Annotated in this window: 20 protein-coding genes and 1 other RNA gene; 17 read left to right on the forward strand and 4 right to left on the reverse strand. The window is 66.2% G+C overall.

Annotation, left to right across the window (positions count from 1 at the left end):
* Positions 1 to 117: 117 nt before the first annotated feature.
* From ACOOHP_RS05030 to ACOOHP_RS05065, 8 genes are all read left to right on the forward strand, one after another.
* Positions 118 to 2,388, forward strand: a complete 2,271-nt coding sequence (locus ACOOHP_RS05030; RefSeq protein WP_420465365.1) for an ABC transporter permease subunit — start codon at positions 118 to 120, stop codon at positions 2,386 to 2,388.
* 13 nt (positions 2,389 to 2,401) lie between these two features.
* Positions 2,402 to 4,117: a phosphate ABC transporter permease PstA gene (gene pstA / locus ACOOHP_RS05035; RefSeq protein ID WP_420465366.1), complete on the forward strand. Its 1,716-nt coding sequence runs from the start codon at positions 2,402 to 2,404 to the stop codon at positions 4,115 to 4,117.
* Between the two features lie 41 nt (positions 4,118 to 4,158).
* Positions 4,159 to 5,004: a phosphate ABC transporter ATP-binding protein PstB gene (gene pstB / locus ACOOHP_RS05040; RefSeq protein WP_420466946.1), complete on the forward strand. Its 846-nt coding sequence runs from the start codon at positions 4,159 to 4,161 to the stop codon at positions 5,002 to 5,004.
* Between the two features lie 226 nt (positions 5,005 to 5,230).
* Positions 5,231 to 5,944: a phosphate signaling complex protein PhoU gene (gene phoU, locus ACOOHP_RS05045; protein WP_420465367.1), complete on the forward strand. Its 714-nt coding sequence runs from the start codon at positions 5,231 to 5,233 to the stop codon at positions 5,942 to 5,944.
* Between the two features lie 95 nt (positions 5,945 to 6,039).
* Positions 6,040 to 8,355 (forward strand): penicillin-binding protein 1B, encoded by a 2,316-nt coding sequence (gene mrcB, locus ACOOHP_RS05050; protein ID WP_420465368.1) that lies wholly within the window; start codon positions 6,040 to 6,042, stop codon positions 8,353 to 8,355.
* Positions 8,352 to 8,933 (forward strand): tetratricopeptide repeat protein, encoded by a 582-nt coding sequence (locus ACOOHP_RS05055; protein ID WP_420465369.1) that lies wholly within the window; start codon positions 8,352 to 8,354, stop codon positions 8,931 to 8,933. Before mrcB ends, ACOOHP_RS05055 begins: the two co-directional genes overlap by 4 nt.
* A gap of 24 nt (positions 8,934 to 8,957) precedes the next feature.
* Positions 8,958 to 10,874: an ATP-dependent DNA helicase gene (locus ACOOHP_RS05060; RefSeq protein WP_420465370.1), complete on the forward strand. Its 1,917-nt coding sequence runs from the start codon at positions 8,958 to 8,960 to the stop codon at positions 10,872 to 10,874.
* Between the two features lie 293 nt (positions 10,875 to 11,167).
* The gene (locus tag ACOOHP_RS05065; protein ID WP_420465371.1) at positions 11,168 to 11,575 is read left to right on the forward strand and encodes a hypothetical protein; all 408 of its coding nucleotides are present in this window, start codon (positions 11,168 to 11,170) and stop codon (positions 11,573 to 11,575) included.
* 191 nt (positions 11,576 to 11,766) lie between these two features.
* Here the strand turns inward: ACOOHP_RS05065 and ACOOHP_RS05070 are convergent, their stop codons facing one another.
* Positions 11,767 to 12,804: a zinc-binding dehydrogenase gene (locus ACOOHP_RS05070; RefSeq protein ID WP_420465372.1), complete on the reverse strand. Its 1,038-nt coding sequence runs from the start codon at positions 12,802 to 12,804 to the stop codon at positions 11,767 to 11,769.
* 284 nt (positions 12,805 to 13,088) lie between these two features.
* Between ACOOHP_RS05070 and tsaB the strand changes: the two genes are divergently transcribed.
* The 8 genes from tsaB to cysG all read left to right on the forward strand — a co-directional run bounded on the left by tsaB (position 13,089) and on the right by cysG (position 20,895).
* Positions 13,089 to 13,901: a tRNA (adenosine(37)-N6)-threonylcarbamoyltransferase complex dimerization subunit type 1 TsaB gene (gene tsaB / locus ACOOHP_RS05075; RefSeq protein WP_420465373.1), complete on the forward strand. Its 813-nt coding sequence runs from the start codon at positions 13,089 to 13,091 to the stop codon at positions 13,899 to 13,901.
* 1 nt (position 13,902) lies between these two features.
* Complete coding sequence (locus tag ACOOHP_RS05080) at positions 13,903 to 14,562, forward strand: hypothetical protein (protein ID WP_420465374.1); 660 nt, start codon at positions 13,903 to 13,905, stop codon at positions 14,560 to 14,562.
* A gap of 89 nt (positions 14,563 to 14,651) precedes the next feature.
* Positions 14,652 to 14,748: signal recognition particle sRNA small type (gene ffs, locus ACOOHP_RS05085), an RNA gene on the forward strand.
* A gap of 234 nt (positions 14,749 to 14,982) precedes the next feature.
* Positions 14,983 to 17,001: an AAA family ATPase gene (locus tag ACOOHP_RS05090; protein ID WP_420465375.1), complete on the forward strand. Its 2,019-nt coding sequence runs from the start codon at positions 14,983 to 14,985 to the stop codon at positions 16,999 to 17,001.
* A 136-nt stretch (positions 17,002 to 17,137) separates the two neighbouring features.
* Positions 17,138 to 18,796, forward strand: a complete 1,659-nt coding sequence (gene dnaX / locus ACOOHP_RS05095; RefSeq protein ID WP_420465376.1) for a DNA polymerase III subunit gamma/tau — start codon at positions 17,138 to 17,140, stop codon at positions 18,794 to 18,796.
* Between the two features lie 36 nt (positions 18,797 to 18,832).
* Complete coding sequence (locus ACOOHP_RS05100) at positions 18,833 to 19,156, forward strand: YbaB/EbfC family nucleoid-associated protein (protein WP_420465377.1); 324 nt, start codon at positions 18,833 to 18,835, stop codon at positions 19,154 to 19,156.
* 20 nt (positions 19,157 to 19,176) lie between these two features.
* A complete protein-coding gene (locus ACOOHP_RS05105; protein ID WP_420465378.1) occupies positions 19,177 to 19,509 on the forward strand; it encodes an SMR family transporter in 333 nt (110 codons plus the stop codon).
* Between the two features lie 3 nt (positions 19,510 to 19,512).
* Complete coding sequence (gene cysG, locus ACOOHP_RS05110) at positions 19,513 to 20,895, forward strand: siroheme synthase CysG (RefSeq protein WP_420465379.1); 1,383 nt, start codon at positions 19,513 to 19,515, stop codon at positions 20,893 to 20,895.
* 197 nt (positions 20,896 to 21,092) lie between these two features.
* Here cysG and ACOOHP_RS05115 read toward each other — a convergent pair whose 3' ends face one another.
* Complete coding sequence (locus ACOOHP_RS05115) at positions 21,093 to 21,449, reverse strand: hypothetical protein (RefSeq protein ID WP_420465380.1); 357 nt, start codon at positions 21,447 to 21,449, stop codon at positions 21,093 to 21,095.
* A gap of 68 nt (positions 21,450 to 21,517) precedes the next feature.
* Between ACOOHP_RS05115 and ald the strand changes: the two genes are divergently transcribed.
* Positions 21,518 to 22,660, forward strand: coding sequence for an alanine dehydrogenase (gene ald / locus ACOOHP_RS05120; RefSeq protein ID WP_420465381.1), 1,143 nt, complete (start codon positions 21,518 to 21,520; stop codon positions 22,658 to 22,660).
* 67 nt (positions 22,661 to 22,727) lie between these two features.
* Here the strand turns inward: ald and ACOOHP_RS05125 are convergent, their stop codons facing one another.
* Together ACOOHP_RS05125 and purB are read right to left on the reverse strand one after the other, a co-directional pair.
* Entirely contained in the window at positions 22,728 to 23,240 is a 513-nt protein-coding gene (locus ACOOHP_RS05125; protein WP_420465382.1) for a hypothetical protein, read from the reverse strand.
* A gap of 7 nt (positions 23,241 to 23,247) precedes the next feature.
* On the reverse strand, positions 23,248 to 24,615 hold the full coding sequence (gene purB, locus ACOOHP_RS05130; RefSeq protein ID WP_420465383.1) for an adenylosuccinate lyase: 1,368 nt from the start codon (positions 24,613 to 24,615) through the stop codon (positions 23,248 to 23,250).
* Positions 24,616 to 24,645: the final 30 nt, after the last annotated feature.

Genomic DNA, 24,645 nt, shown 5'->3' on the forward strand with positions numbered 1-24,645 from the left:
CGCAAAGGTCCTCACGGCCTGCGATCCGGGCTCATGGCGCTTGAGCCTGCACCCCGATTCCGCCGAGTATCCCGCGCCGACCCCGCCACCCCAATCGTGCCGATCCAGTCTTAAGACATGAGCGAACCGACCGCAGCGACCGTGCCGGCCTCGTCCGAATCCATTGTGGCTGGACAGGCGCCCGGCATCCGTCGCCGCTATCTCAAGGACCGGTTGGCGCGCGGCGTGGTGTGGACCGGCGGCCTCAGCGTGATCCTGGCGCTGATGCTGATCTTCTTCTATCTGCTGGCCGAGGTGGCGCCGCTGTTCGGCGCGGCCGATCTCGAGCGCCGCCAGCACTTCGCGATCCCCGGTGCTGCCGAATCGCCGACGGTGTTCGTCGCGGCCGAGGAGCAGGCCGAGGTCGGCATGCGCGTCGGTGGCGACGGCGCGGTGAACTTCTTCGATCTGCACGACGGGCGTCCGCTGCAGCAGCAGCGCCTGCCGATCGGCGAGGCCCGGATCGTACGCATCGCCGACGTCAACGCCGACCAGGGCCTGCTGGCTGCCGGCCTCAGTGATGGCGGCGTGCTGCTGTTCCGCCACCGCTATCGGGTCACCTACCCGGACGACCAGCGGCTGATCACCCCGCAGCTCGAATACCCCAACGGCGAGGTGCCGATCTCGCTTGGACTGACCGCGGCGCGCGCGCTGGCGGTGCGCGATGAACGCGGCACCTTGCTGATGGCGGCGCTGGGAGACGACGGCCAGATCGCGCTCAAGCGCATCGAGAAGACCGAGTCGTTCCTTGGCGATGTCGAGATCACCGAAGGGCCGCTGGCGCTGTTCAGCCCCGCGGTCGAAGCCAGCCTGCTGCTGATGGAACCCTTGCAGGGCTGGCTGTACGCCATCGACGGCGAACGCGGCCGCGTCGCTTTCTATCGCCTCGACGGCGATCGGACTCCCGAGCTGATCGGCGAGGTGGTCGAGGTCGGGTCGCCGGTGACGGCGGCCAGCTACCTGGCCGGTGGCATTTCCATCGTACTCGCGCAGCAAGACGGCAAGGTCTCGCAGTGGTTTCCCGCACGTCGCGACAACGGCGATTCTTATCTGGCGCGCGTGCGCGACTTCCAGCTCAAGGGCGATGCCCAGGCCACCGCCATCGGCCCGGAGATTCGCCGTCGCACCTTTGCCGTCGGCGATGCGCAGGGCCGGGTCACGCTGTTCTACGCCACCTCCGGCGGCCGCGTGGCAAGCGAACAGATGCTGCAGGGGCCGGTGTCGTTGCTGGCATTCAACCCGCGCGCGAACTACCTGATGGCAGTGGGCGAGGACGGCCAGGCGGTTGGCTACGACGTGCACAACGAGCATCCGGAAGTGTCGCTGGGCGCGCTGTGGGGCCGCGTCTGGTACGAGAGTTACGACGAGCCGCGCTTCCTCTGGCAGTCGTCCTCGGCCAGCTCCGACTTCGAGCCCAAGTTCAGTCTCACGCCGCTGGCCTTCGGCACCCTCAAGGCGGCCTTTTACGCCATGCTGTTCGCGGTGCCGCTGGCGATTCTGGGTGCGATCTACACCGCCAACTTCATGTCCACCCAGATGCGCCAGGTGGTCAAGCCCACAGTTGAGCTGCTGCAGGCCCTGCCCACGGTGATTCTCGGCTTTCTGGCCGGCCTGTGGCTGGCCCCGTTCGTGGAAAGCGAGCTGCTGGGCGTGTTCCTCACCTTGTTTCTGCTGCCGTTGTCGGTGCCCCTGTTCGGTTACCTGTGGCTGCGCGCGCCGCGCGGACTGCGTCTGCGCGTGCCGCCGGGCTGGGAGGCTGCGTTGCTGGTGCCGGTGATCCTGGGCATGACCTGGCTGTGCTTTACGCTGTCCAAGCCGCTGGAAATCTGGTTCTTTGCCGGCAACCTGCAGTCGTGGATGGACCGCGAGCTGGGCATTGGCTACGACCAGCGCAATGCCTTGATCGTCGGGATCGCGATGGGCGTGGCGGTGATCCCGGTGATCTACTCGATCGCGGAGGACGCCATCTTCAGCGTGCCCAGGCATCTGAGCCTGGGTTCGCTGGCACTGGGTGCCACGCCCTGGCAAACCCTGATCGGCGTGGTGCTGCCCACTGCGAGCCCGGGCATTTTTTCGGCGGTGATGATCGGCATGGGGCGCGCGGTGGGCGAAACCATGGTGGTGCTGATGGCCACCGGCAACACCGCGGTGATGGACCCCAGCCTGTTCCAGGGCCTGCGCACGTTCTCTGCCAACATCGCCGTGGAAATGCCCGAATCGGAAGTCGGCAGCACCCATTTCCGCCTCCTGTTCATGGCCGGACTGGTCCTGTTCGTCTTCACGTTCTTCTTCAACACGCTGGCCGAAGTGGTGCGCCAGCGGCTGCGCCAGAAGTACTCCGCGATCTGATCGGACGTCCCCCATGACCACCGACTCCACCACCGCCGCTTCCGATCTGAGCGTGCGCGACACCGCCAGCGTCGGTGCCTTCGTGCGCTCCGGCCAGCCCTACGTATGGACCACGGCGGGCGCCATCGCCGTCAGCATCATCATCACGGTGGCCTTGCTGGTGCTCACCATGGTCAAGGGCATGGCGCACTTCTGGCCAGCCGATCTGGTGCAGGCGACTTATCGCGAACCAGGCAGCGAGGCCCAGCGCGTGCTGGCCGAGCTGCGTTCTCGGGAAGAAGTGAGCGCTGCGCGTCTCAAGAGCGCCGGCCTGCCGGTGGACGAAGCGCGCGATCTGTACGAGCGCATCCTGCTCAAGATCGGAAACCGCGACCTGCTGGGGGTGGATTTTCGCTACGTGGTGTCCGATTGGCTGGTAGAGCGCAGCGAACCGGTCGATGCCGCCGTGTGGGAGCGCCTGGAGTGGGGCAATCTGCACGGCTTTCTGCAATCGGCTACGCGCGACGGCCTGTCGGTGAGCGGCGACGCCGCCTGGGACGCCTACCGGCACGCGCAGCGACGCGCCAACGGGCTGCGCGAGCGCATCGCGCATATCGAGAAAGGCGAGATCGGGCGCATCAATTACAGCCTGGAACAACTGCGCCTGGAAGAGCGCCGTCGCGAACTGGCGGGCGTCCTGCGCGCCGAGCAACCCGCAGCCTTCGAGGACCTGGACCGACGCCGCGCCGTGCTGGACACCGAGTACGCCGAACTCGCCGAGCGGCGCAGTGCGCTGTACGCCGATCTGGCGCGCGATCGGATTGTGGTGCGCACGGTCACCGGCGAAGACGTAACGGTGCCGCTGGACAAGCTGGTCGACGGCTACCGGCCCAACCGGATGAACCTGCCGCAGAAGCTGTGGCACTGGACCGGCAAGTTATGGGAGTTCGTTTCCGAAGAGCCGCGCGAAGCCAACACCGAGGGCGGCATTTTTCCGGCCATCTTCGGTACCGTGATGATGGTGTTGCTGATGTCGGTCTTCGTCACCCCCTTCGGCATCCTGGCGGCGTTGTACCTGCGCGAATATGCCAAGCAGGGGGCGGTGACGCGCACGATCCGCATCGCGGTCAACAATCTGGCCGGCGTGCCGTCCATCGTCTACGGCATGTTCGGCCTGGGCTTCTTCGTCTATTTCCTGGGCGGCAATCTGGATCGCCTGTTCTATCCCGAAGCCTCGCCGGCGCCGGTGTTCGGTACGCCCGGCATCCTGTGGGCGTCGCTGACCTTGGCCCTGCTCACCCTGCCGGTGGTGATCGTGGCCACCGAAGAAGGCCTGGCGCGCATTCCGCGATCCTTGCGCGAGGCTTCGCTGGCCCTCGGTGCCACCAAGGCCGAGACCCTGTGGCGGGTGGTGATGCCGATGGCCTCCCCGGCCATGATGACCGGCCTGATTCTGGCCATCGCCCGTGCCGCTGGCGAGGTGGCGCCGCTGATGCTGGTGGGCGTGGTCAAGCTGGCCCCCTCGCTGCCGTTGGACGGCAACTTCCCGTTCCTGCACCTGGATCGCAAGTTTATGCACCTGGGCTTCCACATCTACGACGTCGGCTTCCAGTCGCCCAACGTGGAAGCGGCGCGACCGCTGGTGTACGCCACGTCGTTCCTGCTGGTGGTGGTGATCGTGCTGCTCAACGTATTTGCCATCGGCATCCGCAACCGCTTGCGCGAACGCTACAAGGCCCTTGACCATTGAGGTCGGACCTTCCTACTCCCCACTCCATGGATCGCATTCCCATGACCGGCGTCCAGTCCACGACCTCGCTTACGCACGGCATCGATATCGAGTCGATCAAGCGCGAGCGCCAGGGCCCCGACCTCGCGCAGTTGCCCATATCGCTCGAAGTCGAAGGTCTGAACCTTCACTACGGCGACAAGCAGGCGCTGCGCAATGTCAGCCTGCGCATTCCCGAGAAGAAAGTCACCGCCTTCATCGGTCCGTCCGGCTGCGGCAAGTCCACCCTGCTGCGTTGCTTCAACCGCATGAACGACCTGATCGACGACTGTCGCACCGAAGGCGAGATCCGGCTGCGCGGCAAGAACATCTTCGATCGCGACGTCGACGTGGCCATGCTGCGCCGCAAGGTCGGCATGGTGTTCCAGAAGCCCAATCCGTTTCCCAAGACGATCTACGAGAACGTCGCCTACGGTCTGCGTCTGGCCGGCAGCGTGCGCAAGCGCGAACTGGACGAGACGGTGGAATGGGCCCTGCGTGGTGCGGCGCTGTGGGACGAGGTCAAGGACCGTCTGGAGGACTCGGCGCTGGGACTGTCCGGCGGCCAGCAGCAGCGCCTGGTGATCGCGCGTTCGATCGCGATTCAGCCGGAGGTCATCCTGCTCGACGAACCTTGCTCGGCGCTAGACCCGATCTCGACGCTCAAGGTCGAAGAACTGATCAACGACCTCAAGACCCGCTACACGATCGTCATCGTCACCCACAACATGCAGCAGGCGGCGCGGGTTTCGGACTACACCGCGTTCATGTATATCGGCGACCTGGTCGAGTTCGGCAATACCGACCAGCTGTTCACCAAGCCGGCGAAGAAGCAGACCGAAGACTACATTACCGGCAGGTACGGCTGATGAAGCGGGACGCGCTGCCTGCTCGCTTTAGGCGTTATCCAAGCCCCACACTTTTCGCCAACGCCAACGCCAACGCCAACGCCAACGCCAACGCCAACGCCAACGCCAACGCCTAACCGGGGCTGCCGCCCGCCAGGACGGCGCACGCAAGTGCCAAGTCAAGGCACTTGCGTAAGCCCGCACCGCCCTGGCCCTAACGCCTGACCCAAGAATGCCTGACCCTTCCATGACCCCCGCCTACAAATCCCATATCTCCAGCCAGTTCAACGCCGAGCTGGAGGACGTGCGCCAGCGCGTGCTCGCCATGGGCGGCATGGTGGAACAGCAGCTGGTGGATGCCACCCGCGCTTTGATGGAGCTGGACGTCGATCTGGCCGACGAGGTGACCCTCAACGACGACAAGGTCGATCAGATGGAAATGCTGATCGACGAAGAATGCTCGCGCATCCTGGCGCGCCGCCAACCCACCGCCAGCGACCTGCGCCTGGTGTATGCCGTGATCAAGACCATCACCGACCTTGAGCGCATTGGCGACGAGGCGCACAAAGTGGCGCTGATGGCACGCGAGCTCGCCAGCCAGGAGCGCCTGCGCGAGCACATGATGGAAACCCAGCACCTGTCGCGCCAGGTGTCGCAGATGGTGCGCGACGCGCTCGACGCCTTTGCGCGCATGGATGCCGAATCGGCCCTGGCGGTGGTGCGCGACGATGTCAGCATCGATCGCGAATACGAGGCGCTGATGCGCCAGTGCATCACCTACATGATGGAAGAACCGCGCACCATCCGCCGGGTCATGGACCTGATCTGGTGCGTGCGCTCGCTCGAGCGTATCGGCGATCACGCCAAGAACATCGCCGAGTACGTCATCTATTTCGTCAAGGGCAAAGACGTGCGCCATACCTCGCTGGAGGAAAAAGAGCGCGAGGTCCACGGCGAGTGACCCGGACGGTGGCGGCGTTTCGCCTACCCGGCGCGGTCTTCGGGCAGTTCGGTCAGCACGCCGGGGCGGAACAGCCGGTATCATCGCGCGCTTAAATGGCGCGCTCTTCCAAACGTATCTCGTTGCGGCAGGTTGTCTATGTGCTGCTGGCCACCCTGATCGTGGCCATCAGCGTGGGCGGCATGCTGCTGTCCGGGTACCTGGTTCAGCTCGATCAGGAGATCCGCACCCGCTTTGCCGGCAGCCGCTGGGCCTTGCCGTCGCAGGTGTACGCCGCGGCGCTGGATCTCTACCCCGGGCGCAACCTGAACGCCGCCGACCTGCGTCACGAACTCGAGCGAATTGGCTACCGGCCGAGTCCGGCGCTGACCGGGCCCGGCACCTTCGTCGCCGGCAGCGATCGTATCGAGGTGGCAATCCGCGAGTTCCAGTTCTGGGACGGTGCGCAACCGGAGCTGCGTCTGGGCGTGCGCTTTGATGGCGCCGGCATCGCGCAGATCGACGACCTCGAGGCCGGCGCGCCGCGCGACATCGTGCGCCTGGACCCGATGCTGATCGGCAGCATCTACCCGCAGCAGCAAGGCGAGGACCGCGTGCTGCTGCGCCTGGAGGAAGTGCCGCCCTTGCTGCGCGACGGCCTGATCGCGGTGGAGGATCGCGGGTTTTACGAGCACTTCGGCATCAGCATCCGCGGCATCCTGCGCGCCGCCCTGGCCAACGTGAAGGCGGGCCGCGTGGTGCAGGGCGCTTCCACCATCACCCAGCAGCTGGTGAAGAACTTTTTTCTCACCAGCGAGCGCGATTGGGCGCGCAAGGCAAAGGAAGCGCTGATGGCGCTGCTGCTGGAGGCGCACTATGCGAAGGACGAGATTCTCGAGGCCTACATCAACGAGATCCATCTGGGCCAGGAAGGCAACCGCGCGGTACACGGATTCGGCCTGGGCAGCCGCTTCTACTTCAACAAGCCGGTCGACGAACTGCAGGTGCACGAGATCGCGCTGCTGGTGGGCGTGGTCAAGGGCAGCTCGCAATACAACCCGCGACGCAATCCCGAGCGTGCGCTGGCACGGCGCGACCTGGTGCTCAGAGTGTTTCTGGAAGCTGGACTGATCGACGAGGACACCTACGTCGCGGCGCTGGCCGAGCCGATCGCCGTGACCGGCGGCACCGGCGGCAGCGTCGCCCGCTACCCCGCCTTCGTCGACCTGGTCAAACGCCAGCTCAAGGGCCAATACCAGGACAGCGATCTCACCAATGAGGGCCTGCGCATCTTCACCACCCTGGAGCCGCGCGCGCAGGAAGTCCTGGAACGCAACCTCGCCGAAGGGATCGCCAAGCTGGAGAAGGATCGCAAGCTGCCGGAACAGACCCTGCAGACCGCCGGCGTCATCACCAGTGTCGACGGCGGCGAAGTTCTGGCGATGGTGGGCGGTCGCGACTTCCGGTATGCGGGGTTCAACCGCGCGCTGGATTCGCGCCGCTCGATCGGCTCGCTGGTCAAACCCTTCGTGTTTCTCAGCGCCCTGCAGAATCCGGACCGCTTCAATCTGCACACCCTGATCGAGGACGAGCCGATCGAGATGAAGCTGCCCAACCGGCAGACTTGGGCGCCCAAGAATTACGACAAGAAACTGCATGGACCGCAGCCGCTGTACCTGGCGCTGGCGCATTCGTACAACCTACCCACGGTGCGGGCCGGCCTGGAGGTCGGCGTGGAGCGCGTGCTCGAAACCCTGCGCGCCACCGGCTACAAGGGCGATGCTCAGCCGCTCCCCAGTGTGTTCCTCGGCGCGGTGGATGCCTCGCCGCTGGAAGTGGCGCAGATGTACGGCACCCTGGCTGCGGCCGGTTATCAGAGCGAGCTGTCGGCCATTCGCAGCGTCACCACCAAGGAAGGCGAGCCGCTCAACCGCTATCCGATCAAAGTGCGCCAGGCCTTGCCGGAAGGTCCGGCCTATCTGATCAACTGGGGCATGACCAAGGTCATCGAACTGGGCACCGGGCGCGGTGCATTGTCGGCGGTGCCGCCGGGCACCGCGCTGGCGGGCAAGACCGGCACCACCGACGATCTGCGCGACTCCTGGTTCGCCGGCTTCGGCGCCGATCGCGTCTCAGTGGTGTGGATGGGGCGCGACGATTACAAATCCATGGGCTTCACCGGATCCTCCGGCGCGCTGGTGCTATGGACGCGGGTGATGAAGGACCTCAAGGTACGCGGTCTGGACATGCTGCCGCCGCCGGACATTCAAGAACAGCTCACCGACCGTTTCACCGGACTCAAGGCCGACGAGGGTTGCCTGAGCGTGGTGCTGCTACCGTATCTGCGCGGGCATGCGCCGACCGATTACGCCCCTTGCGCCCATGCTGCGGAGCGCACGCCACTGGATTGGCTGCGGGAGATTTTCGAATGAAGACGATGATGTCACTGGCCTGGATGCTGCTGACGGCGCTGCTGCTGGGCGGCTGCGCGTCGTCCACCGGCCAGCGCGAGCGCAATGTGCCGTATCCCACCACACCGCCGCGCGCGGTGATCCCCCCGGGCGAGCCAAGCACTGTGCCAGCACCGAGCTTGCCGCCGGTATTGCCGGTCCCCATCGAGCCGGTGCAACCCGCCCCCCCCCGCTTCCCGCGCACCGCCGGCGAGATCAGCGGCCAGGCGGTGGTGGCGTTGATGCGTCAGGCCGCTGATGCGCGTGCCCAGGGACAGCTGGACCTTGCCGCTTCGCAGCTCGAACGCGCGCAGCGCATCGAGCCCCGCAACTACTTCGTGTGGGCCGCGCTGGCGGGGGTGTACCTGGATCAGCAGCAATACGATCAGGCGGTATCGGTGGCCAGCAAATCCAACAGCCTGGCACGCGGTAACGTCTACGTGGAGCTGGAGAACTGGAAAACCATCAGCGCCGCGCGTCAGGCACAGGGCGATTCGCTCGGCGCGCTGCGGGCGCAGACCCGCATCGATGAGATCGAGCGCCAGCTCGGCGGCGGCTGAAATGCGCGGAATCCGGTACCGCGCATGATCGAAGGCTGGTTCGCGCCCGACGGACCGCTGGCGCGTTCCATTCCCGGATTCAAGTCGCGTGAGGCGCAGGCGCGCATGGCGGCGGAAGTCGAAGCCGCGCTGAGTCGGTCCGATCTGCGCCTGATCGAGGCCGGCACCGGCACCGGCAAGACCTTCGCATACCTGGTTCCGGCGTTGGTCGCCGAGCGCCGCGTGATCGTCTCCACCGGCACCAAGAACCTGCAGGATCAGTTGTTCGAGCGCGATCTGCCGCGTCTGCTGCAGGCGCTGCGCGTGCCGGCGCGCACCGCCATGCTCAAGGGTCGCAACAACTACCTGTGCCTGTACCGGATGCGCAACGCGGATGCCGCGCGGCAGGCGCAGGGCGCAGCAGGCAACCGGCGACAGGTCCCCGACGAGCGCCTGCGCCAGATTGAGGCCTGGTCGCGATCGACCGACCGCGGCGAAGTCTCCGAGCTGGGCCGGGTGGTGGAAGACGACCGCCTGCGCTTCCAGATCACCTCCACCGCGGATAACTGCCTGGGTGCCAAGTGCCCGGATTTCGGTCAGTGTTTCGTGGTCAAGAGCCGGCGGGCCGCCATGGGTGCGGACCTGGTGGTGGTCAACCACCACGTGCTGCTCTCCGACGCGGTGCTCAAGGAAGAGGGTTTCGGCGAGATTCTTCCCGGCGCCGACGCGGTGATCGTCGACGAGGCGCACCAGCTGCCGGAACTGGCTAGCCAGTTCTTCGGGACGCGCGTCTCCAGTCGTCAATTGCGGGATCTTGGCGACGACGTGCTCGCCGCCGCGGCCGAGCAGGGCGACGCGCCGGAGCTGCAACTCGCCGCCCAGCAATGGGCAGGTCCGGTCATCGCCTGGGAAGCAGCGCTCGCACGATCGAACGGACGCACCGGCCTGACCGATTTTGTTGCCTTTCAAGGGTCGGCTGCCGAGCCCGAACCTCTGCTGGCAGCGCTGGACGAACTAGTCCAGAGCCTCGACGCCTGTCGCGAACGCAGCCAGGTGCTTGACGCTCTGCACGCACGCGCCACACGTCTGCAGGCCGGCCTTGCGCTTTGCTACGACGCTGCCGATCCGGAGCACGTGCGCTGGGCCGAGGCACAGGGCCGTGGTGGTTCGCTGCATGCCACGCCGCTGGACCTCGGACGCGGCTTTGCACGCGTGTTCTCCGCCCATCCCGGTGCCTGGATCCTGACTTCCGCCACGCTGTCCGCCGGTGGCGATTTCGATCACTTCCGCCAGCAGATCGGCGTGCCAGACGCCGCCGCGCTGGCGCTCGACAGCCCTTTCGACTACGCCACGCAGGCGCGCCTGCTGTTGCCGCAGGGTCTGCCCGAGCCCAGCGCGCCGGGCTACTCGGACAGCGTCGCCGATCTGGCGCAGCGGCTGATCGAGGCCAGCGGCGGTGGCGCCTTCGTGCTGTGTACCAGCCATCGCGCGCTGCGCCTGATCGCCGAGCGCCTGCGCGCGCCCTTCGGGCGACGTTTGTACGTACAGGGCGAAGACGACCGCGCGCGGCTGGTGCAGGAGTTTGCGGCCAGCGGCAACGGCGTGCTGGTCGGCACTCACAGCTTCTGGGAGGGGGTTGACGTCAAGGGACGCGCGCTGCGCCTGGTGATCATCGACAAGCTTCCGTTCGCTGCGCCCGGCGATCCGGTCTACGACGCCCGCCTGCACGCGTTGCGCCAGCGCGGCGGCCAGCCGTTCACCGAAGTACAGCTGCCCGAGGCCATCGTCAGTCTGCGTCAGGGCGCCGGGCGGCTGATCCGCGACGAGCACGACCAGGGCCTGCTGGTGTTGTGCGACCCGCGCCTGCGCAGCAAGGGTTACGGGCGGCGCATGCTGGCGGCACTACCGCCGATGCCGCAAGTGGATGAAGCCGGCGCCGTGTCCTGGCTGCGCAGTCTGTGAAGATCGCTGGCGGCTGCAGCGTTCGAGCCGTGGTCGGGGCGAGGGCGGGCGTGCCGTTGGCAAAGGACTGCGCCGCCTCGTAACGGGCCTGCCGCGATAACGGGCAATCCTGTCGGCCCTCCACCCGAAAAAACTGCACGCGGAACCTTCGGTCCAGAAAGCTGATCAGTAGATGACAACCTGATCCGGCAACCGGAGAACGCGGCGTCGACATATGACGCCGGGGCGCTGCAGCACAGGTCCCTTGGTCTTTTCGGTTGCGGATCGCATCACCGGAACCAAGGAGCCAAATCATGTGCCACGATCCTCGCGCGTTGCCCCTCGCTCTGTTTGTCTTGCTGTTCGCTACAGCGTGCCAACGGGAAACAGAACCGCCGGTACAACAGGCCCTGGACGTCGTCGAAGAAATTGCGGAGGGTCAACGCGAGGTGACGGATGCTCGTGTCGACGCGGCGCTGGACCCCACGCTGGACGACAGTCCTGCCGAGGCCGCAGAGGCGACTTATCGCATTCGTACGGAGAAGGCCGAGGCCGAACATGACGTGGCGCGGCAACTGTGCGACGCGATTCAGGACGCGATGCAGCAGGAGGCCTGTTTTGAGGACGCCCTTGAGCAATATGAAGCGGCGATGGAAAAGGCTGAGAACAAACGCCGGGCTCTCGCGGGGCGCAACCGGGGCGCCACCGCGAGCGATTCTTGAGCAAGCCATTCGCTGGCGAGTGCCGATTCGATCGACGCCCGGCGGCGGACGATTGCAGGCCACGGCGTGACTCCGTCGGTTCGCGGACGATCGGTCCGGGGACAGGCCGGTTTCCGGCCGTGCCCGGCCCATCTTCGAAGTGCCGCGCCGGTAGATCAGCTCGCCGTCGCCGAGGTGCGGGTCGAGCCCGGTCAGTCGGCCAGCCTAACCACGGCCTTGCCGAAATTCCGGCCTTCGAAGACCCCTTGCAGGGTGTCCGGCGCGTTTTCCAGTCCATCCACGATGTGTTCCACCACCTTGATCTGGCCGCCCTGGATCCAGCCCTTCATCTCTTTTTTGAACTGGCTGTGGAGTGGTGTCCCGGCCCAGTCCAGGGTCACCAGACCATGGACCGAAATCCGCTTCAGGTTGATCTCGTTGAAAACGACCATCGTCTGGTCCGGCCCCGGCGGCAGTTCCACGCCGCTGTAGAACGACATGACTCCGCAGGCCGCAATGCGCGCATGCAAGTTGAAGTGCGGCATCGCCAGCTGGAGGACGCCGCCGGTTGCGGACATCAGATAGCAATCCACCCCGTTCCTGGAAAATTCCTGTTCGCAACGCGCCTTGAAATCCTTGGTCTTGCGATCCAGGCAGACGTCGAAACCCAGTACATCCTCGCCGTAGCGAACCTTCTGCGGGCCGCTGACGCCGCCGATCGTCCGCGCGCCCCGCATCTTTCCAAGCTGACCCACGATCTGGCCCAGTCCGCCCAGCGCGGCGCCGAAAATAAGGGTCTCTCCGCGTTTGACCTTCAGATATTCGTTGACCGCAACATACGCGCCGAAGCCGGACATCCCCAGCGCTCCCAGAACGTATGAAGGGCGTGGAATATCCGGGTCGATTTTGGAGACCTGCGAGCCGTCCGAAACATGGTAGTCCTGCCAGCCCCAGAATCCCTGGACCATGTCTCCCTTCGCATAGTCGGGACGATTCGAGATTTCCACGCGCCCGACCGTCGGCCCGACCATCACGTCGCCCAGCGAAACCGGTGTGGTCTGTGAGGACGTCGCTTTAAGCCGCCCGTAAAGATACGGTTCGATGCCCAGCCAGGTCGTTCGTATCAGTATCTCGCCATCGCCCGGTTTCGGCTTTGGAGCGGTGTCCAGACCGAATACTTTAGTGTTCGGAACCGAAAAGCGCGGACGCTCCGAAACGATGATGCGGCGGTTCGCGGAACTTTCGCCCATGCTGTTTTCTCCTCCCGGTCTTCCGCCAGCGCCTGCACACGAACGTCGTGCACGCAGCCGGCCGTTGATAACGACATGCGGGCAGCGGCTTCTTCGCTTCCAATGTAGCGTATCGCTTGCTTGGCGTGTCCAGGCTGGCGAGTGGATCACTCACGCAAATAATGCGACGTGAGGGATTGGCTGGAGCACCCGCTGTTTCGGGCGTCCGCACCAAATGCGCGAAATATCGGAGGGGCGCGCCGACGCCAGTGCCGGCAGCGGAGTGGCCGAACTTGAGCTGCTTGATGTCGGCGCTACGCGACAAGGACCTGTGGATTTTCCTGAACGGAACGCGGCGCCACTGGATTCCAACGCTGTGCTCGCCACACAATCTTCGAATCGTGCGCCTGCTCGCCCTGGATACCGCTACTGAAGCCTGTTCCGTCGCCCTGTGGTGCGACGGCGAGGTGTTGGCGCGTTTCGAACACGCGGGCCGCACCCATACGCAGCGTCTGGCGCCAATGGTCGACGAGGTGCTGGCCGAGGCCGGCTGCACGGCGGCGCAGCTCGATGGTTTGGTCTGCGGCACCGGGCCCGGCAGCTTCGCCGGAGTGCGCATCGCGGTGGGTTTCGTCAAAGGGCTGGCGCTGGCGCTGGATCGCCCGGTGGTCGGCGTGAGTTCGCTGGCGATGCTCGCGCAGGGCGCCATCGAGGCCGGAGGCAAGCGCGTGCTCAGCGCCATCGACGCACGCATGGACGAGGTTTATTTCGGCGCTTTCGAGGTGGACGAGAACGGGTTGGCCCGCGCGCTGGCACCTGCCATGGTGACTGCGCCCGCGCAGGTTCGGGTGGACATTCCGGGGCCCTGGCAGGCCACTGGCAGCGGCTGGGGCCGCTATGCCGAGTTGCTGCGCGCCGGTGTCGGCGCAGCCATCGAATCCGTCGACGGCCTGGCGCTACCGCATGCCGCAGCCGGCCTCAAGCTGGCGCTACCGGAGTTCCTGGCGGGCCGCGCAGACCCGGCTGACGCGCTGAGCCCAGCTTATCTGCGCGACAAGGTGGCGCTGACTCTGGACGAGCAGCAGCACCTGCGCGCCGGCAAGTCCGCTGCCCGTTGAGATGAGCGCATTGCAACGCATTTCCTACGCCGACTTCGGCCATAACTTCATCCGCTATGTGGTCACCGCCGAGCGTCTGCGCGGCGAGATCGAAGAGGTACTCAAGGCGCTGATCGAAGGTTCGGTGAAGAAATTCCCGGCCGATCTGCTGGTGGCCTCCTACGTGTTCCGGCTGCAGGACGTGGACGTGCATCCGCTGATGAACCGGTTGCCTGAGGTGAGTTTCGTCATGGTGCTCAGCGGCGAACTCAAGTTGGATGTGCGCCTGCTCAACCTCCGGTTCAAGTTCACCCTCAACGTCGAGATTCGTCTGGATCTCGACGTGCAGACCTACGCGCCGCTGACCGTGAAACTGCTGCTGGCGCCGGTGACCCATGCCGGCATCCGCACCGATATCGACAGTCACGGCCTGCCCGCAGAGGTGCTGGAGCAGCTGCGCATCGTCGGGCCCATCGTGCGCGACGAGATCGTGCGCGAAGTCAACGAGCGCCTCGCCAGTCCCGAGCTGGTCGCCGCCACCGAGATCGATGTGCTGGCGCTGGCGGCCTCCGCACAGCTGCCGTCGCTGGCAGCCGCCGCTGCAACCCCCTTGGCCGAGGTGATGGGCAGGGGTCCGTCCAGGCACGATCAGACTGAGGAAAATGTAGAAGAATCAGGTTGATCGTGGCGCTTCTTGAACGCGCCTCGGAACCGTGGGCGATACTTGGCGCGAAATCGGGCGGGGAAATCGGGGATAATGGGTGCTGGTCCGCGCCGGCCCTCCGCGACGGCAAGCTGTGAACCCCGCCAGGCCCGGAAGGGAGCAACGGTAGCGGTGTCGCCGGGTGCCGGAGCCAGCTGGCGCGGACCTTTAATTCGATTAAGATCAGAGACCTGCTCTCTTTTTTCACAGCTTTTTCGCGCTGGTCGCCGGCCGCAGTTGGCCTCGCGGCCCAACCTTCCTCGCGATGGAGAAGGGCGCTGCAAGTCACTGAAAACCATCGGACGCGGCGATCTGCGGTCGCCATGGGCTTGGAACTGGTGTCCACTGCCCCCAACTCCGAACTTCCGCGGTATGGGCCTTGCCCTCGATCAGAACGCCATGATGGAACCGTATGAACAGCGTGTCGTGCTTGCCTGGGTGGCCAACCTCGGCGCGCGGCTGGATCGGCACCGCTGGGCTCAGGAGGGCTTGGTGCGCTTTCTCGGCGACGAGGCCGAGCACCTCGAACTGGACGCCGGCGACGATCCCCGCAAACTGGAAGCCGAGGCCTGGGCGCCACTCGTGGAGGATCGTCTGGCGCAACTGCAGGACGCCGAGCCCAGCACGCTGGAGCTGAACCTGCGCGCGGTGGCCGAACTGCTGCAACTCAGCGAAGCGGAAGGCAGGGTGATGGGCGCGCTGGTGCGTGACCGCGTGCTGCCGCAGGCCGAGGATCTGTTCGAGACCCTGGAACTGGACGAACTGCGCATCGGCGACAGCGGCGTGATCAGTCTGCTCGGGACCCTGCTGGGACTGAGCCGCGGCGAAGTGGTGGACGCGATGTCTTCGCGTGGACGGCTGATCGGCAGCGGCCTGTTCACCACCGATTACCGTTCCGATTGCCAACCCCTGGTGTCGCTGACCAGCTTCCTGCAGTCGCAGGCGCAGCCGGTCAGCGACGTACGCGCGGCGCTGTTGGGCAAGCCGCTGACACACAGCCTGGAGTGGGAGGACTACGACCACCTGCGCGAGGATCGCGAGCTGGCCTCCAACCTGCTCGGACGGGCGGTGAGCGAGCAGGCGCGCGGCATCCACATTCTTCTTTACGGCCCGCCCGGCACCGGCAAGACCGAGTTCTGCAAAACCCTGGCGGCCAAGCTCGGCCTGCGTTTGTACGATGTCGGCCAGTCGGACGACCGCGGCCAGGAGCCTTCGCGCGATCAGCGCATCGGCTCGTTCCGGCTGTCGCAGAAGCTGCTGGAAAACCAGTCGGACGCGCTGCTGCTGTTCGACGAAGCCGAAGACCTGTTGCGCGGCGAAGGCGACGGCCTGTTCGATACCGAACGCAGCGGTTATGGCTCGCGCGTCTACATGCATCGGCTGTTCGAGGAGACGCGCGTGCCGACGCTGTGGACGGTCAACGACCCCACCGCGCTGGGGCCGTCGGTGCTGCGTCGCATGACCTATGCTATCGAGATGAAAGTGCCGCCGGCACGGGTGCGCGAGCGCGTGTGGCAGCGCCTGCTGGAACGCGAACAGGTGCAGGTGCCGGCCGAGGAAGTGCGCCGCCTGGCCGAGGATTTCGATGCGCCGCCGGCCGTTGCGGCTGGTGCGGTACGCTCGGCGCGACTCACCAGCGGTGGCTTCCAGGACATCCGCCGTGCGGTGCACTCCATCGCCAAGGTGATGCGCGGCACCGAGGCGCCGCCGCGGCCGCAACTCGGCGTGCGCTACGAACCCGCCCTGCTCAATGCCGACATGGATCTGAGCCGGCTGCGCGACCGCCTGGTGTCGCTGGAAACCCGCGCTTTTTCCATGTGCCTGTACGGCCCGCCCGGGACCGGCAAGTCGGCCTATGCGCGCTGGCTGGCGCACGAGATCGGCGTGGAAGTGGTGCAGAAGCGCGCATCCGATCTGCTGTCCAAGTGGGTCGGCGAAAACGAGCGCAACATCGCCGACGCCTTTGCCGAGGCACGCGAATCCGGCGCCTTCCTGATCTTCGACGAAGCCGATTCGCTGCTGGGCGATCGCCGCAACGCACACCAGGGCTGGGAGATCAGCCAGGTCAACGAAATGCTGACGTGGATGGAAAGCCACGAGTATCCGTTCGCCTGCATCACCAACCTGATGAGTCATCTGGATCAGGCCGCGCTGCGACGGTTCTCGTTCAAGGTGCGTTTCGATTTTCTCAAGCCCGACCAGCGCGCGGCGGCGTTTGAACACTACTTCGCGCTGCCGGCGCCGCCGCTGGTGCGCGAGATCGACCAACTCACCCCTGGCGACTTTGCGGTGGTGCGCAACCGCGCGCGCCTGCTCGGCGGCGCCGACGACGCTGCGGAACTGGTGCGCATGCTGCGACAGGAAGTGGCGGTCAAGCCCAACTCGGGGCGCGAGATCGGGTTTCGCGCGCTGCATTGAAGCGGCTGAACGGCCTGTCGCGGGGGCGGCATCGATCGATCGGACCGGCCCGGGACAGAATCGTTCGCGCGGCATTGGCGCGCCGCCGCGGCATCCCTGACAATTCCGTCCCCATGTCGATCCTTCCGTCCTGCCCATGAGCTATCTCGCGCTCGCGCGCAAATGGCGGCCGCGCGTCTTTGCCGACGTGATGGGGCAGGGCCACGTGGTCAAGGCGCTGACCCACGCGCTGGACGGCGACAAGCTGCATCCGGCGATCCTGCTCACCGGCACGCGCGGGGTCGGCAAGACCACGCTGGCGCGCATCGTGTCCAAGGGACTGAATTGCGAAACCGGCGTGTCGGCCAGTCCCTGTGGCGTGTGCAGCGCTTGCCTGGAGGTGGACTCCGGACGTTTCGTGGATCTGCTGGAAATCGACGCCGCCAGCCACACCGGCGTCGACAATGTGCGCGAGCTGATCGACAACAGCCAGTACGCGCCGGCTCGAGGGCGCTACAAGGTCTACCTGATCGACGAAGTGCACATGCTCTCCAAGAGCGCATTCAACGCCTTGCTCAAGACCCTGGAAGAGCCGCCGCCGCACGTGAAGTTCATCCTCGCCACCACCGATCCGCAGAGGCTGCCGATCACGGTGCTGAGCCGTTGCCTGCAGTTCAACCTCAAGCGTCTGCCGATTGCGGTCATCCGCGATCAACTTGCCAAGGTGCTTGAGCAAGAAGGCATCGCCTTCGAAGCCGGTGCCGTCGCCGAGATCGCGCGGGCAGCGGACGGTTCGATGCGCGACGGCCTGTCGCTGCTGGATCAGGCCATCGCCTTTGCCGGCGGCGCGGCCCTGGCGCGCGCGCCGGTCGAGGACATGCTCGGCACCTCCGGCCGCCAGATTCTCTACGCCCTGCTGGCCGCGGTCGCCGCAGGCGACGGTCCGGTGCTGGTCGAGGGCGTGCGCACGCTGGACGCGCGCGCGCCGGACTACGCTGCCCTGATCAACGATCTGGCCGCCGCCCTGCAGCGTATCGCCGTGCTGCAGGTGTTGCCGGACGCGCAATCCGACGATGACGACGCCGAACTGCTGGAACTGCTGCCGCGCTTTGCTGCCGAAGACGTGCAGCTCTGCTACCAGATCGCGGTGAGCGGCCGTCGCGATCTGCCGTGGGCCCCAGACCCGCGCAGCGGTTTCGAGATGACCTTGCTGCGCATGCTGGCGTTTCGACCCGACGACGGCGCTGCGGCGCGGCCTGCGCCTGCGACCGCGCGCAGGACGGCGGCGTCGCGTCAGATCGGCGGTGCCGCCGCGCCGGCCGCCGCCGGCCCGCTCGCCATCCCGGCCTCCGAGGCGCCGGCTGTCGCGGCGGTCGGAGTGAGCGAAGCGTCGCCGATGCCGGCTGCACAGGTCGCCTCGCCCGACCCGGCGCAACTGCCCTGGGCCGAACGCGTCGACACGCTGGGACTGGACGGCGCCGCCAAGCAGTTGGCCCGGCAATGCGCATGGGACGGGCAGGACAGCGACCTGGTGCGTTTGCATCTGTCGGCCGCCGCCGCCTTTCTGATGAAGGACGACAGCCGCCGCGCCGCCATTGAGCGTGCGCTGTCGCAGCAGCACGGCGCGCCGTTGCGCGTGCAGATCCGGATTGCCGAAGAGGCGCAGGCGCCAACGCCCGCGCAGCTCGATCAGCAACGTGCGCAACAACAACAATTGGCGATCGAAGCGGCGATGCACTCGGACCCGGTAGTGCGCGCGTTCCGGAATCAGTTTGGCGCCAGCCTGCGTACGGGCTCCATCCAGCCACCGCCGTGATGTCCCGTTTACCTATCCAATGACAAGGAACCCGATATGAAAGGCGCACTCGGCCAGATCATGCAGCAGGCGCAGAAGGTGCAGGAAAACTTGAAGCGCGCGCAGGAAGAAGTGGCCCGCATGGAAATCACCGGCGAGTCCGGCGCAGGCATGGTCAGGGTGACGCTCGACGGCCGCCATCAGGCGCGCAAGGTGGAGATCAATCCCGCCGCGCTGGGCGAGGACAAGGAATTCCTGGAAGACCTGATCGCCGCTGCCATCAACGACGCAGCCCAGAAGCTGGACACGGCGACCAAGGAGAAGATGGCGGCTGCGACCGGCGGCATGGGCCTGCCGCCGGGCATGAATCTGGGGCTCTGAGCTCGGTCAGCGCGGCTGCAATGAGTGGCTGGCTCTATCTGAGCGTGGCCATCGTCGCCGAGGTGATCGCCACCTTGGCCCTGACCGCCAGCCAGGGCTTCACGCGGTCATGTCCCTCGCTGCTGGTGGCGATCGGCTACGGCCTCGCGTTCTGGTGTCTGGCACAGACGCTCAAGAGCATCCCGGTGGGCGTGGCCTACGCGATCTGGTCCGGCGTGGGCATCGTGCTGATCTCGATGATCGGCTGGCTGGTGTTTCGGCAAACCCTGGACTTCGCCGCCGTCCTTGGCATGAGTCTGATCGTGGCCGGTGTGATGGTCATCAACCTGTTCTCCCGCAGCGTGGCACATTGAGTCATGGGTCGGTCCTATTTCCCGCTGTTCGTTGACCTGCTCGATCAGCCGGTGCTGGTGGTCGGCGGTGGCGAAGTGGCGGCACGCAAGATCCGCCTGCTGCTCAAGGCCGGCGCGCAGCCGCGCGTGGTCGCCCTCGAACTCAACGAAGAGCTCGCCGGGTGGGTTGGGGACGGTCGTGCCCTGCACCTTGCAAAGCAGTTCCAGGCCGATCAACTGCGGGGCTGCCGGCTGGCGATCGCCGCGACCGACGATGCCCAACTCAACCGCGCGGTGGCGTGCGCCGCCGAAGCGGCCGGGGTGATGTGCAACGTGGTGGACGATGCCAAAGCAAGCCGCTTCATCACGCCCTCGATCGTCGAGCGCGCACCGATCACGGTGGCGATCTCCAGCGCCGGCGCCGCTCCGGTGCTGGCGCGGCGCTTACGCGAGCGCATCGAGTCGCTGCTACCCGCCGGGTATGGACGTATTGCCGAGTTCATGGAACGCCATCGCGATCGTGCCAAGCGATTGCCCGTCCCGGCCCGCCGTCGGCTGTGGGAGGATTTCCTCGACGGTCCCGGACCCGAGCGTCTGCTCGCCAACGACGAAGTCGCAGCGGTGTTCGAGCTGGAAAGCCTGCTCCGTGGCGCCGCCGCCAGAGGCGAGGTGTACCTGGTCGGCGCCGGACCCGGCGATCCCGACCTTCTGACCTTTCGCGCCTTGCGCCTGATGCAGCAATGCGATGTGGTGTTGTACGACGCCCTGATCGCGCCCCCCATCCTGGACCTTGTCCGTCGCGACGCCGAGCGCATCTATGTCGGCAAGCGCCGCGCCAATCACACGCTGCCGCAGGAAGAGATCAATGCCGAACTGGTGCGCCTGGCGCGGGCCGGCAAGCGCGTGCTGCGACTCAAGGGCGGCGATCCATTCGTGTTCGGTCGCGGCGGCGAGGAAATCGAGGAGCTGGCGGCGGCCGGAGTCCCGTTCCAGGTGGTGCCGGGCATCAGTGCGGCCAACGGCTGCGCCGCCTATGCCGGCATCCCGCTGACGCATCGCGATTACGCGCAGTCCTGCGTGTTCGTGACCGGGCACCGGCGCAAGGACGGCCACCTCGATCTGCACTGGAGCAGTCTGGCGCAGCGCGGCCAGACCGTGGTGATCTACATGGGTCGCACCGCGTTGGCCGATCTGTGCGCCGAGCTGGTGCGCCACGGTCTGCCTCCTGACTGGCCGGCGGCGTTGGTCGAGCAGGGCACCACGCAGGCCCAGCAGGTGCTCAGCGGAACGCTGCAGACGCTGCCGGACATCGTCGCCTCACGCGACGACATCGGCGGCGCCAGTCTGGTCATCGTCGGCGAGGTGGTGCGGCTGCGCGAACGGCTGAAGTGGTTTGGCGGGAGTTGAGGGCGACCGAACTTGACGAAAGCTTTTCAGCCACGGATTTCACAGATCGCACGGATTGAATCGACAGAATGCGACCGTCTGTTCGTGAGCCGTTCCGACGCTCAACAAGGCCGCTGGTCGATCTGCGTTTGTCTGTGTCATCCGCGGCCGATTTGCTTTTTGGGTGTCGGCCGTCCCCGTCCCCGTCCCCGTCCCCGTCAGTGCCGCCGCGTCACCCAGATACGCAGCACCATCTGCAGCAGCCCGAAGCCGGTCATCATCAACCCGGCCATGGTGTAGCTGCGCGGCGTCTCCACCTCGAGTTCGATCTGTTCCAGCAACTCCAGACGGATCTCCCGGCGCAGCGCGTTCTGGGCTTCCACGGTTGTGGCGCGGTCGGGATCGCGCGCCAGATCCAGCGCCAGATTCAACTCCACCGAAGCGCGCAGTTCGTCTTCGGTCCAGCGACCCAGCTGGTACCAATCCCAACCGAACCAGCCGGAAACCCCCAGCCCGATGGCCGCCACCAGGGCGCCGGTGGCGCCTGCCGGAGCGAGCTTGCGCGCACCATTCATCGAGAGGATGGTCTGATCGCTGCGATGACGAAGACCATCGTCATCGCGAGCCACCGCACGAGGTCGATATGCGTATCGGAACGCCCAGGGAAATCAAGGTTCATGAGTATCGGGTTGGATTGACCCCGGCAGGCGTACGCGAGCTGGTCGCGCACGGGCACGAGGTATGGGTCGAAGCCGGCGCCGGCGACGGGATCGGCCTGAGTGACGAAGCCTACCGCAAGCAGGGCGCGCGGATGGTCGACACCGCCGAGGCGCTGTTTGCGGGCTGCGAGCTGATCGTCAAGGTCAAGGAGCCGCAGCCGCAGGAATGTGCGCGCCTGCGCGAGCGGCAGACCCTGTTCGCTTATCTGCATCTGGCGCCCGATGCCGCGCAGGCTCGCGCGCTGATCGCGTCGGGATGTACCGCGATCGCTTACGAAACCGTGCGCGACGCCGGTGGCAGCCTGCCGCTGCTGGCACCGATGAGCGAGGTGGCGGGTCGCATGGCGGTGCAGGCGGGTGCCCATGCGCTCGAAAAAGCTCAGGGCGGTTCGGGCATGCTGCTGGGCGGCGTGCCCGGGGTGGCGCCGGCCGAGGTACTGATCCTGGGCGGCGGCGTGGTTGGCTATAACGCGGCGCGGATGGCAGTGGGTCTGGGTGCTCGGGTGACCGTGGTGGACCGCTCGCTACCGCGCCTGCAATGGCTGGACGAGCGCTTCGAGGGCCGCTTGATCACCCTGTATTCCACCCGCGATACGGTCGAAACCCTGCTCGAACGCGCGGACCTCGTGATCGGCGCGGTGCTGATCCCGGGTGCTTCTGCGCCGCGACTGGTGCAGCGCGCGGATCTGGCGCGCATGCGGCGTGGTGCGGTGCTGGTGGACGTTGCGATCGACCAGGGCGGCTGTTTCGAGACCTCGCGCCCCACCACCCACGATGCGCCGAGCTATGTCGAACAGGGCGTGGTGCATTACTGCGTGGCCAACATGCCGGGTGCGGTAGCGCGCACCTCGACGTTTGCCCTGACCAACGCGACCTTGCCGTGCGTGCTGGCGCTGGCCGACCGGGGCGTGGCACGGGCGCTGCTGGACGATGCGCATCTGCGAGAAGGTCTGAACGTGCATCGAGGGCAGGTGACGCACGCAGCGGTGGCAGCTTCCCTGGGCCTGGACCACCAGCCGGCGAATGCCGCGCTCAAGCCTTGGTGGACGCATCCTGACGATGCCTGAGCAAGCCGGGCCGCGCCCGGCAGATCGACGATCCGCGTCGCGGATGCGCCGTTTCGCGCAAATCCGCCTAAAGACCCAACGCCGTCATCTCGCGCGCTACGCTGGCTTCCTCCCAGCAGGCATCGAAACCACGCAGCTGGCTGCGTGCCACCAACGGCGCATCCGCATAGTGCTTGGCGTCGAGCTGGTCCGGGGCGCTGCGGTAGAGCAGCGCTCGCTCGTCTGCAATCAGGAATTCTTCGCGCAGCAATCGGCGCGCGGGCGGCACCGCACGGAACTCCACGCGACTGGACAGCAGGCGGCCGAACTCGACCAGGCGGATGCTGTTGCGCACCGCGGCAGCGGGGTCGTGCACCAGCACGCGCAGCCTGGCGCGACGGTGTTGCAGCACGAAATTGCGGAGCTGATCGACAAAGATTTCGGTGCCGAACAGGCGGCGATCGAGCTCCACCGACATCAGCGCCAACTGATACTGCGCCGCGCTCACCACTTGCAGGGTGGCTGCGGCGAAGGCGTCGCCGCCGCTGACCGCCGCAAATTCCATCGCGGGGTTGGAGCCTGCTTCGCGGGCGCGCTCCATCGGACGGTCAGACCTGGCGTGCCTGCATCGGCGCGTTGCCGACGTAATCCGCCGGTGTCATCGCCAGCAGCCGCTGCTTGTCGGATTCGGGAACCGCCAGGTTCTGGACGAAATCGCGTAGGGCATCGCGACCGATCTTGTGCCCGCGGGTCAGGCGCTTGAGCTGCTCGTATGGCTCCGGCAGCCCGTGGCGACGCATGACGGTCTGGATCGCCTCACCAAGCACTTCCCAGTTGTCCTCCAGATCGCGACCCATGCGCCAGGCATCGGCCTCCAGCTTGCCCACGCCCTTGGCGATGGACTGGAACGCCACGAGCTGATGCGCGATGCCCACGCCCAGATTGCGCAGCACGGTGGAGTCGGTGAGATCGCGCTGCCAGCGCGAGATCGGCAGCTTTTCGGCCAGGAATTGCATCACCGCATTGGCCATGCCCAAGTTGCCTTCGCCGTTTTCGAAGTCGATGGGATTGACCTTGTGCGGCATCGTGGACGAGCCCACCTCGCCTTCCACCGTCTTCTGGCGGAAGTATCCCAGCGAGATATAGCCCCAGATATCGCGGCAGAAGCCGATCAGCACGGTGTTGATGCGGGTCAGTGCATGAAAATATTCCGCCATCCAGTCGTGCGGCTCTATCTGGGTGGTGGCGGGGCTCAGCGCCAGATCCAGGCTGTCGACGAATCCCGCCGCAAAGACCGGCCAGTCCACATCCGGATACGCCGCCAGATGCGCGCTGTAGTTGCCCACCGCGCCATTCACCTTGGCCAGGCAGGGCACCTCGTCGAACTGCTTGCGCAGGCGTTTGAGGCGTTGCGAGAACACCGCCATTTCCTTGCCCAGGGTGGTGGGCGATGCCGGCTGACCGTGCGTGCGCGCCAGCAGCGGCTGCTCGGCGTAGCGGCGCGCCAACGCGCCAATGAGCGCGATCAGCTGGTCGATCTGCGGCAGCAGGATGTCGCGACGGGCGTCGCGCAGCATCAGCGCGTGGCTGACGTTGTTCATGTCCTCCGAGGTGCAGGCAAAGTGGATGAATTCCTTGCTGGCACCCAGCTCGGGATGATTGCCGATCTTTTCCTTGAGGAAGTATTCCACCGCCTTGACGTCATGGTTGGTGGTGGCCTCGATGGTCTTGATGCGTTGGGCATCTTCGATGCCGAAGCCATGCGCAATCTGCTCCAGCCGCTGCCGCGCAGCCTCGGACAGGGGGGGAACTTCCGCGACGCCGGGGTGCTCGGACAGGCTCAGCAGCCAGCGCACCTCTGCGATCACGCGGTAGCGCATCAGGCCGTACTCGCTGAAGATCGAGCGCAGATCGACGGTCTTTTCGGCGTAGCGGCCGTCGATGGGTGAAATGGCGGAAAGCGAGGAAAGATTCATCCGTGGAAATCGGTTCGCGGATCGGGGTAT

This window comes from Panacagrimonas sp. (assembly GCF_965216805.1).
Classification (GTDB): Bacteria; Pseudomonadota; Gammaproteobacteria; order Nevskiales; family Nevskiaceae; genus Panacagrimonas.

Coding starts and splice junctions, on each gene's coding strand:
- mrcB (WP_420465368.1), top strand. CDS start 6,040: ATGGCGCGCTCTTCCAAACGTATCTCGTTGCGGCAGGTTGTCTATGTG.
- purB (WP_420465383.1), bottom strand. CDS start 24,615: ATGAATCTTTCCTCGCTTTCCGCCATTTCACCCATCGACGGCCGCTAC.
- ACOOHP_RS05115 (WP_420465380.1), bottom strand. CDS start 21,449: ATGAATGGTGCGCGCAAGCTCGCTCCGGCAGGCGCCACCGGCGCCCTG.
- ACOOHP_RS05125 (WP_420465382.1), bottom strand. CDS start 23,240: ATGGAGCGCGCCCGCGAAGCAGGCTCCAACCCCGCGATGGAATTTGCG.
- tsaB (WP_420465373.1), top strand. CDS start 13,089: ATGTCGGCGCTACGCGACAAGGACCTGTGGATTTTCCTGAACGGAACG.
- pstB (WP_420466946.1), top strand. CDS start 4,159: ATGACCGGCGTCCAGTCCACGACCTCGCTTACGCACGGCATCGATATC.
- ACOOHP_RS05070 (WP_420465372.1), bottom strand. CDS start 12,804: ATGGGCGAAAGTTCCGCGAACCGCCGCATCATCGTTTCGGAGCGTCCG.
- ACOOHP_RS05065 (WP_420465371.1), top strand. CDS start 11,168: ATGTGCCACGATCCTCGCGCGTTGCCCCTCGCTCTGTTTGTCTTGCTG.
- dnaX (WP_420465376.1), top strand. CDS start 17,138: ATGAGCTATCTCGCGCTCGCGCGCAAATGGCGGCCGCGCGTCTTTGCC.
- ACOOHP_RS05100 (WP_420465377.1), top strand. CDS start 18,833: ATGAAAGGCGCACTCGGCCAGATCATGCAGCAGGCGCAGAAGGTGCAG.
- ACOOHP_RS05090 (WP_420465375.1), top strand. CDS start 14,983: ATGATGGAACCGTATGAACAGCGTGTCGTGCTTGCCTGGGTGGCCAAC.
- ACOOHP_RS05060 (WP_420465370.1), top strand. CDS start 8,958: ATGATCGAAGGCTGGTTCGCGCCCGACGGACCGCTGGCGCGTTCCATT.
- pstA (WP_420465366.1), top strand. CDS start 2,402: ATGACCACCGACTCCACCACCGCCGCTTCCGATCTGAGCGTGCGCGAC.
- phoU (WP_420465367.1), top strand. CDS start 5,231: ATGACCCCCGCCTACAAATCCCATATCTCCAGCCAGTTCAACGCCGAG.
- ACOOHP_RS05055 (WP_420465369.1), top strand. CDS start 8,352: ATGAAGACGATGATGTCACTGGCCTGGATGCTGCTGACGGCGCTGCTG.
- ACOOHP_RS05105 (WP_420465378.1), top strand. CDS start 19,177: ATGAGTGGCTGGCTCTATCTGAGCGTGGCCATCGTCGCCGAGGTGATC.
- cysG (WP_420465379.1), top strand. CDS start 19,513: ATGGGTCGGTCCTATTTCCCGCTGTTCGTTGACCTGCTCGATCAGCCG.
- ald (WP_420465381.1), top strand. CDS start 21,518: ATGCGTATCGGAACGCCCAGGGAAATCAAGGTTCATGAGTATCGGGTT.
- ACOOHP_RS05080 (WP_420465374.1), top strand. CDS start 13,903: ATGAGCGCATTGCAACGCATTTCCTACGCCGACTTCGGCCATAACTTC.
- ACOOHP_RS05030 (WP_420465365.1), top strand. CDS start 118: ATGAGCGAACCGACCGCAGCGACCGTGCCGGCCTCGTCCGAATCCATT.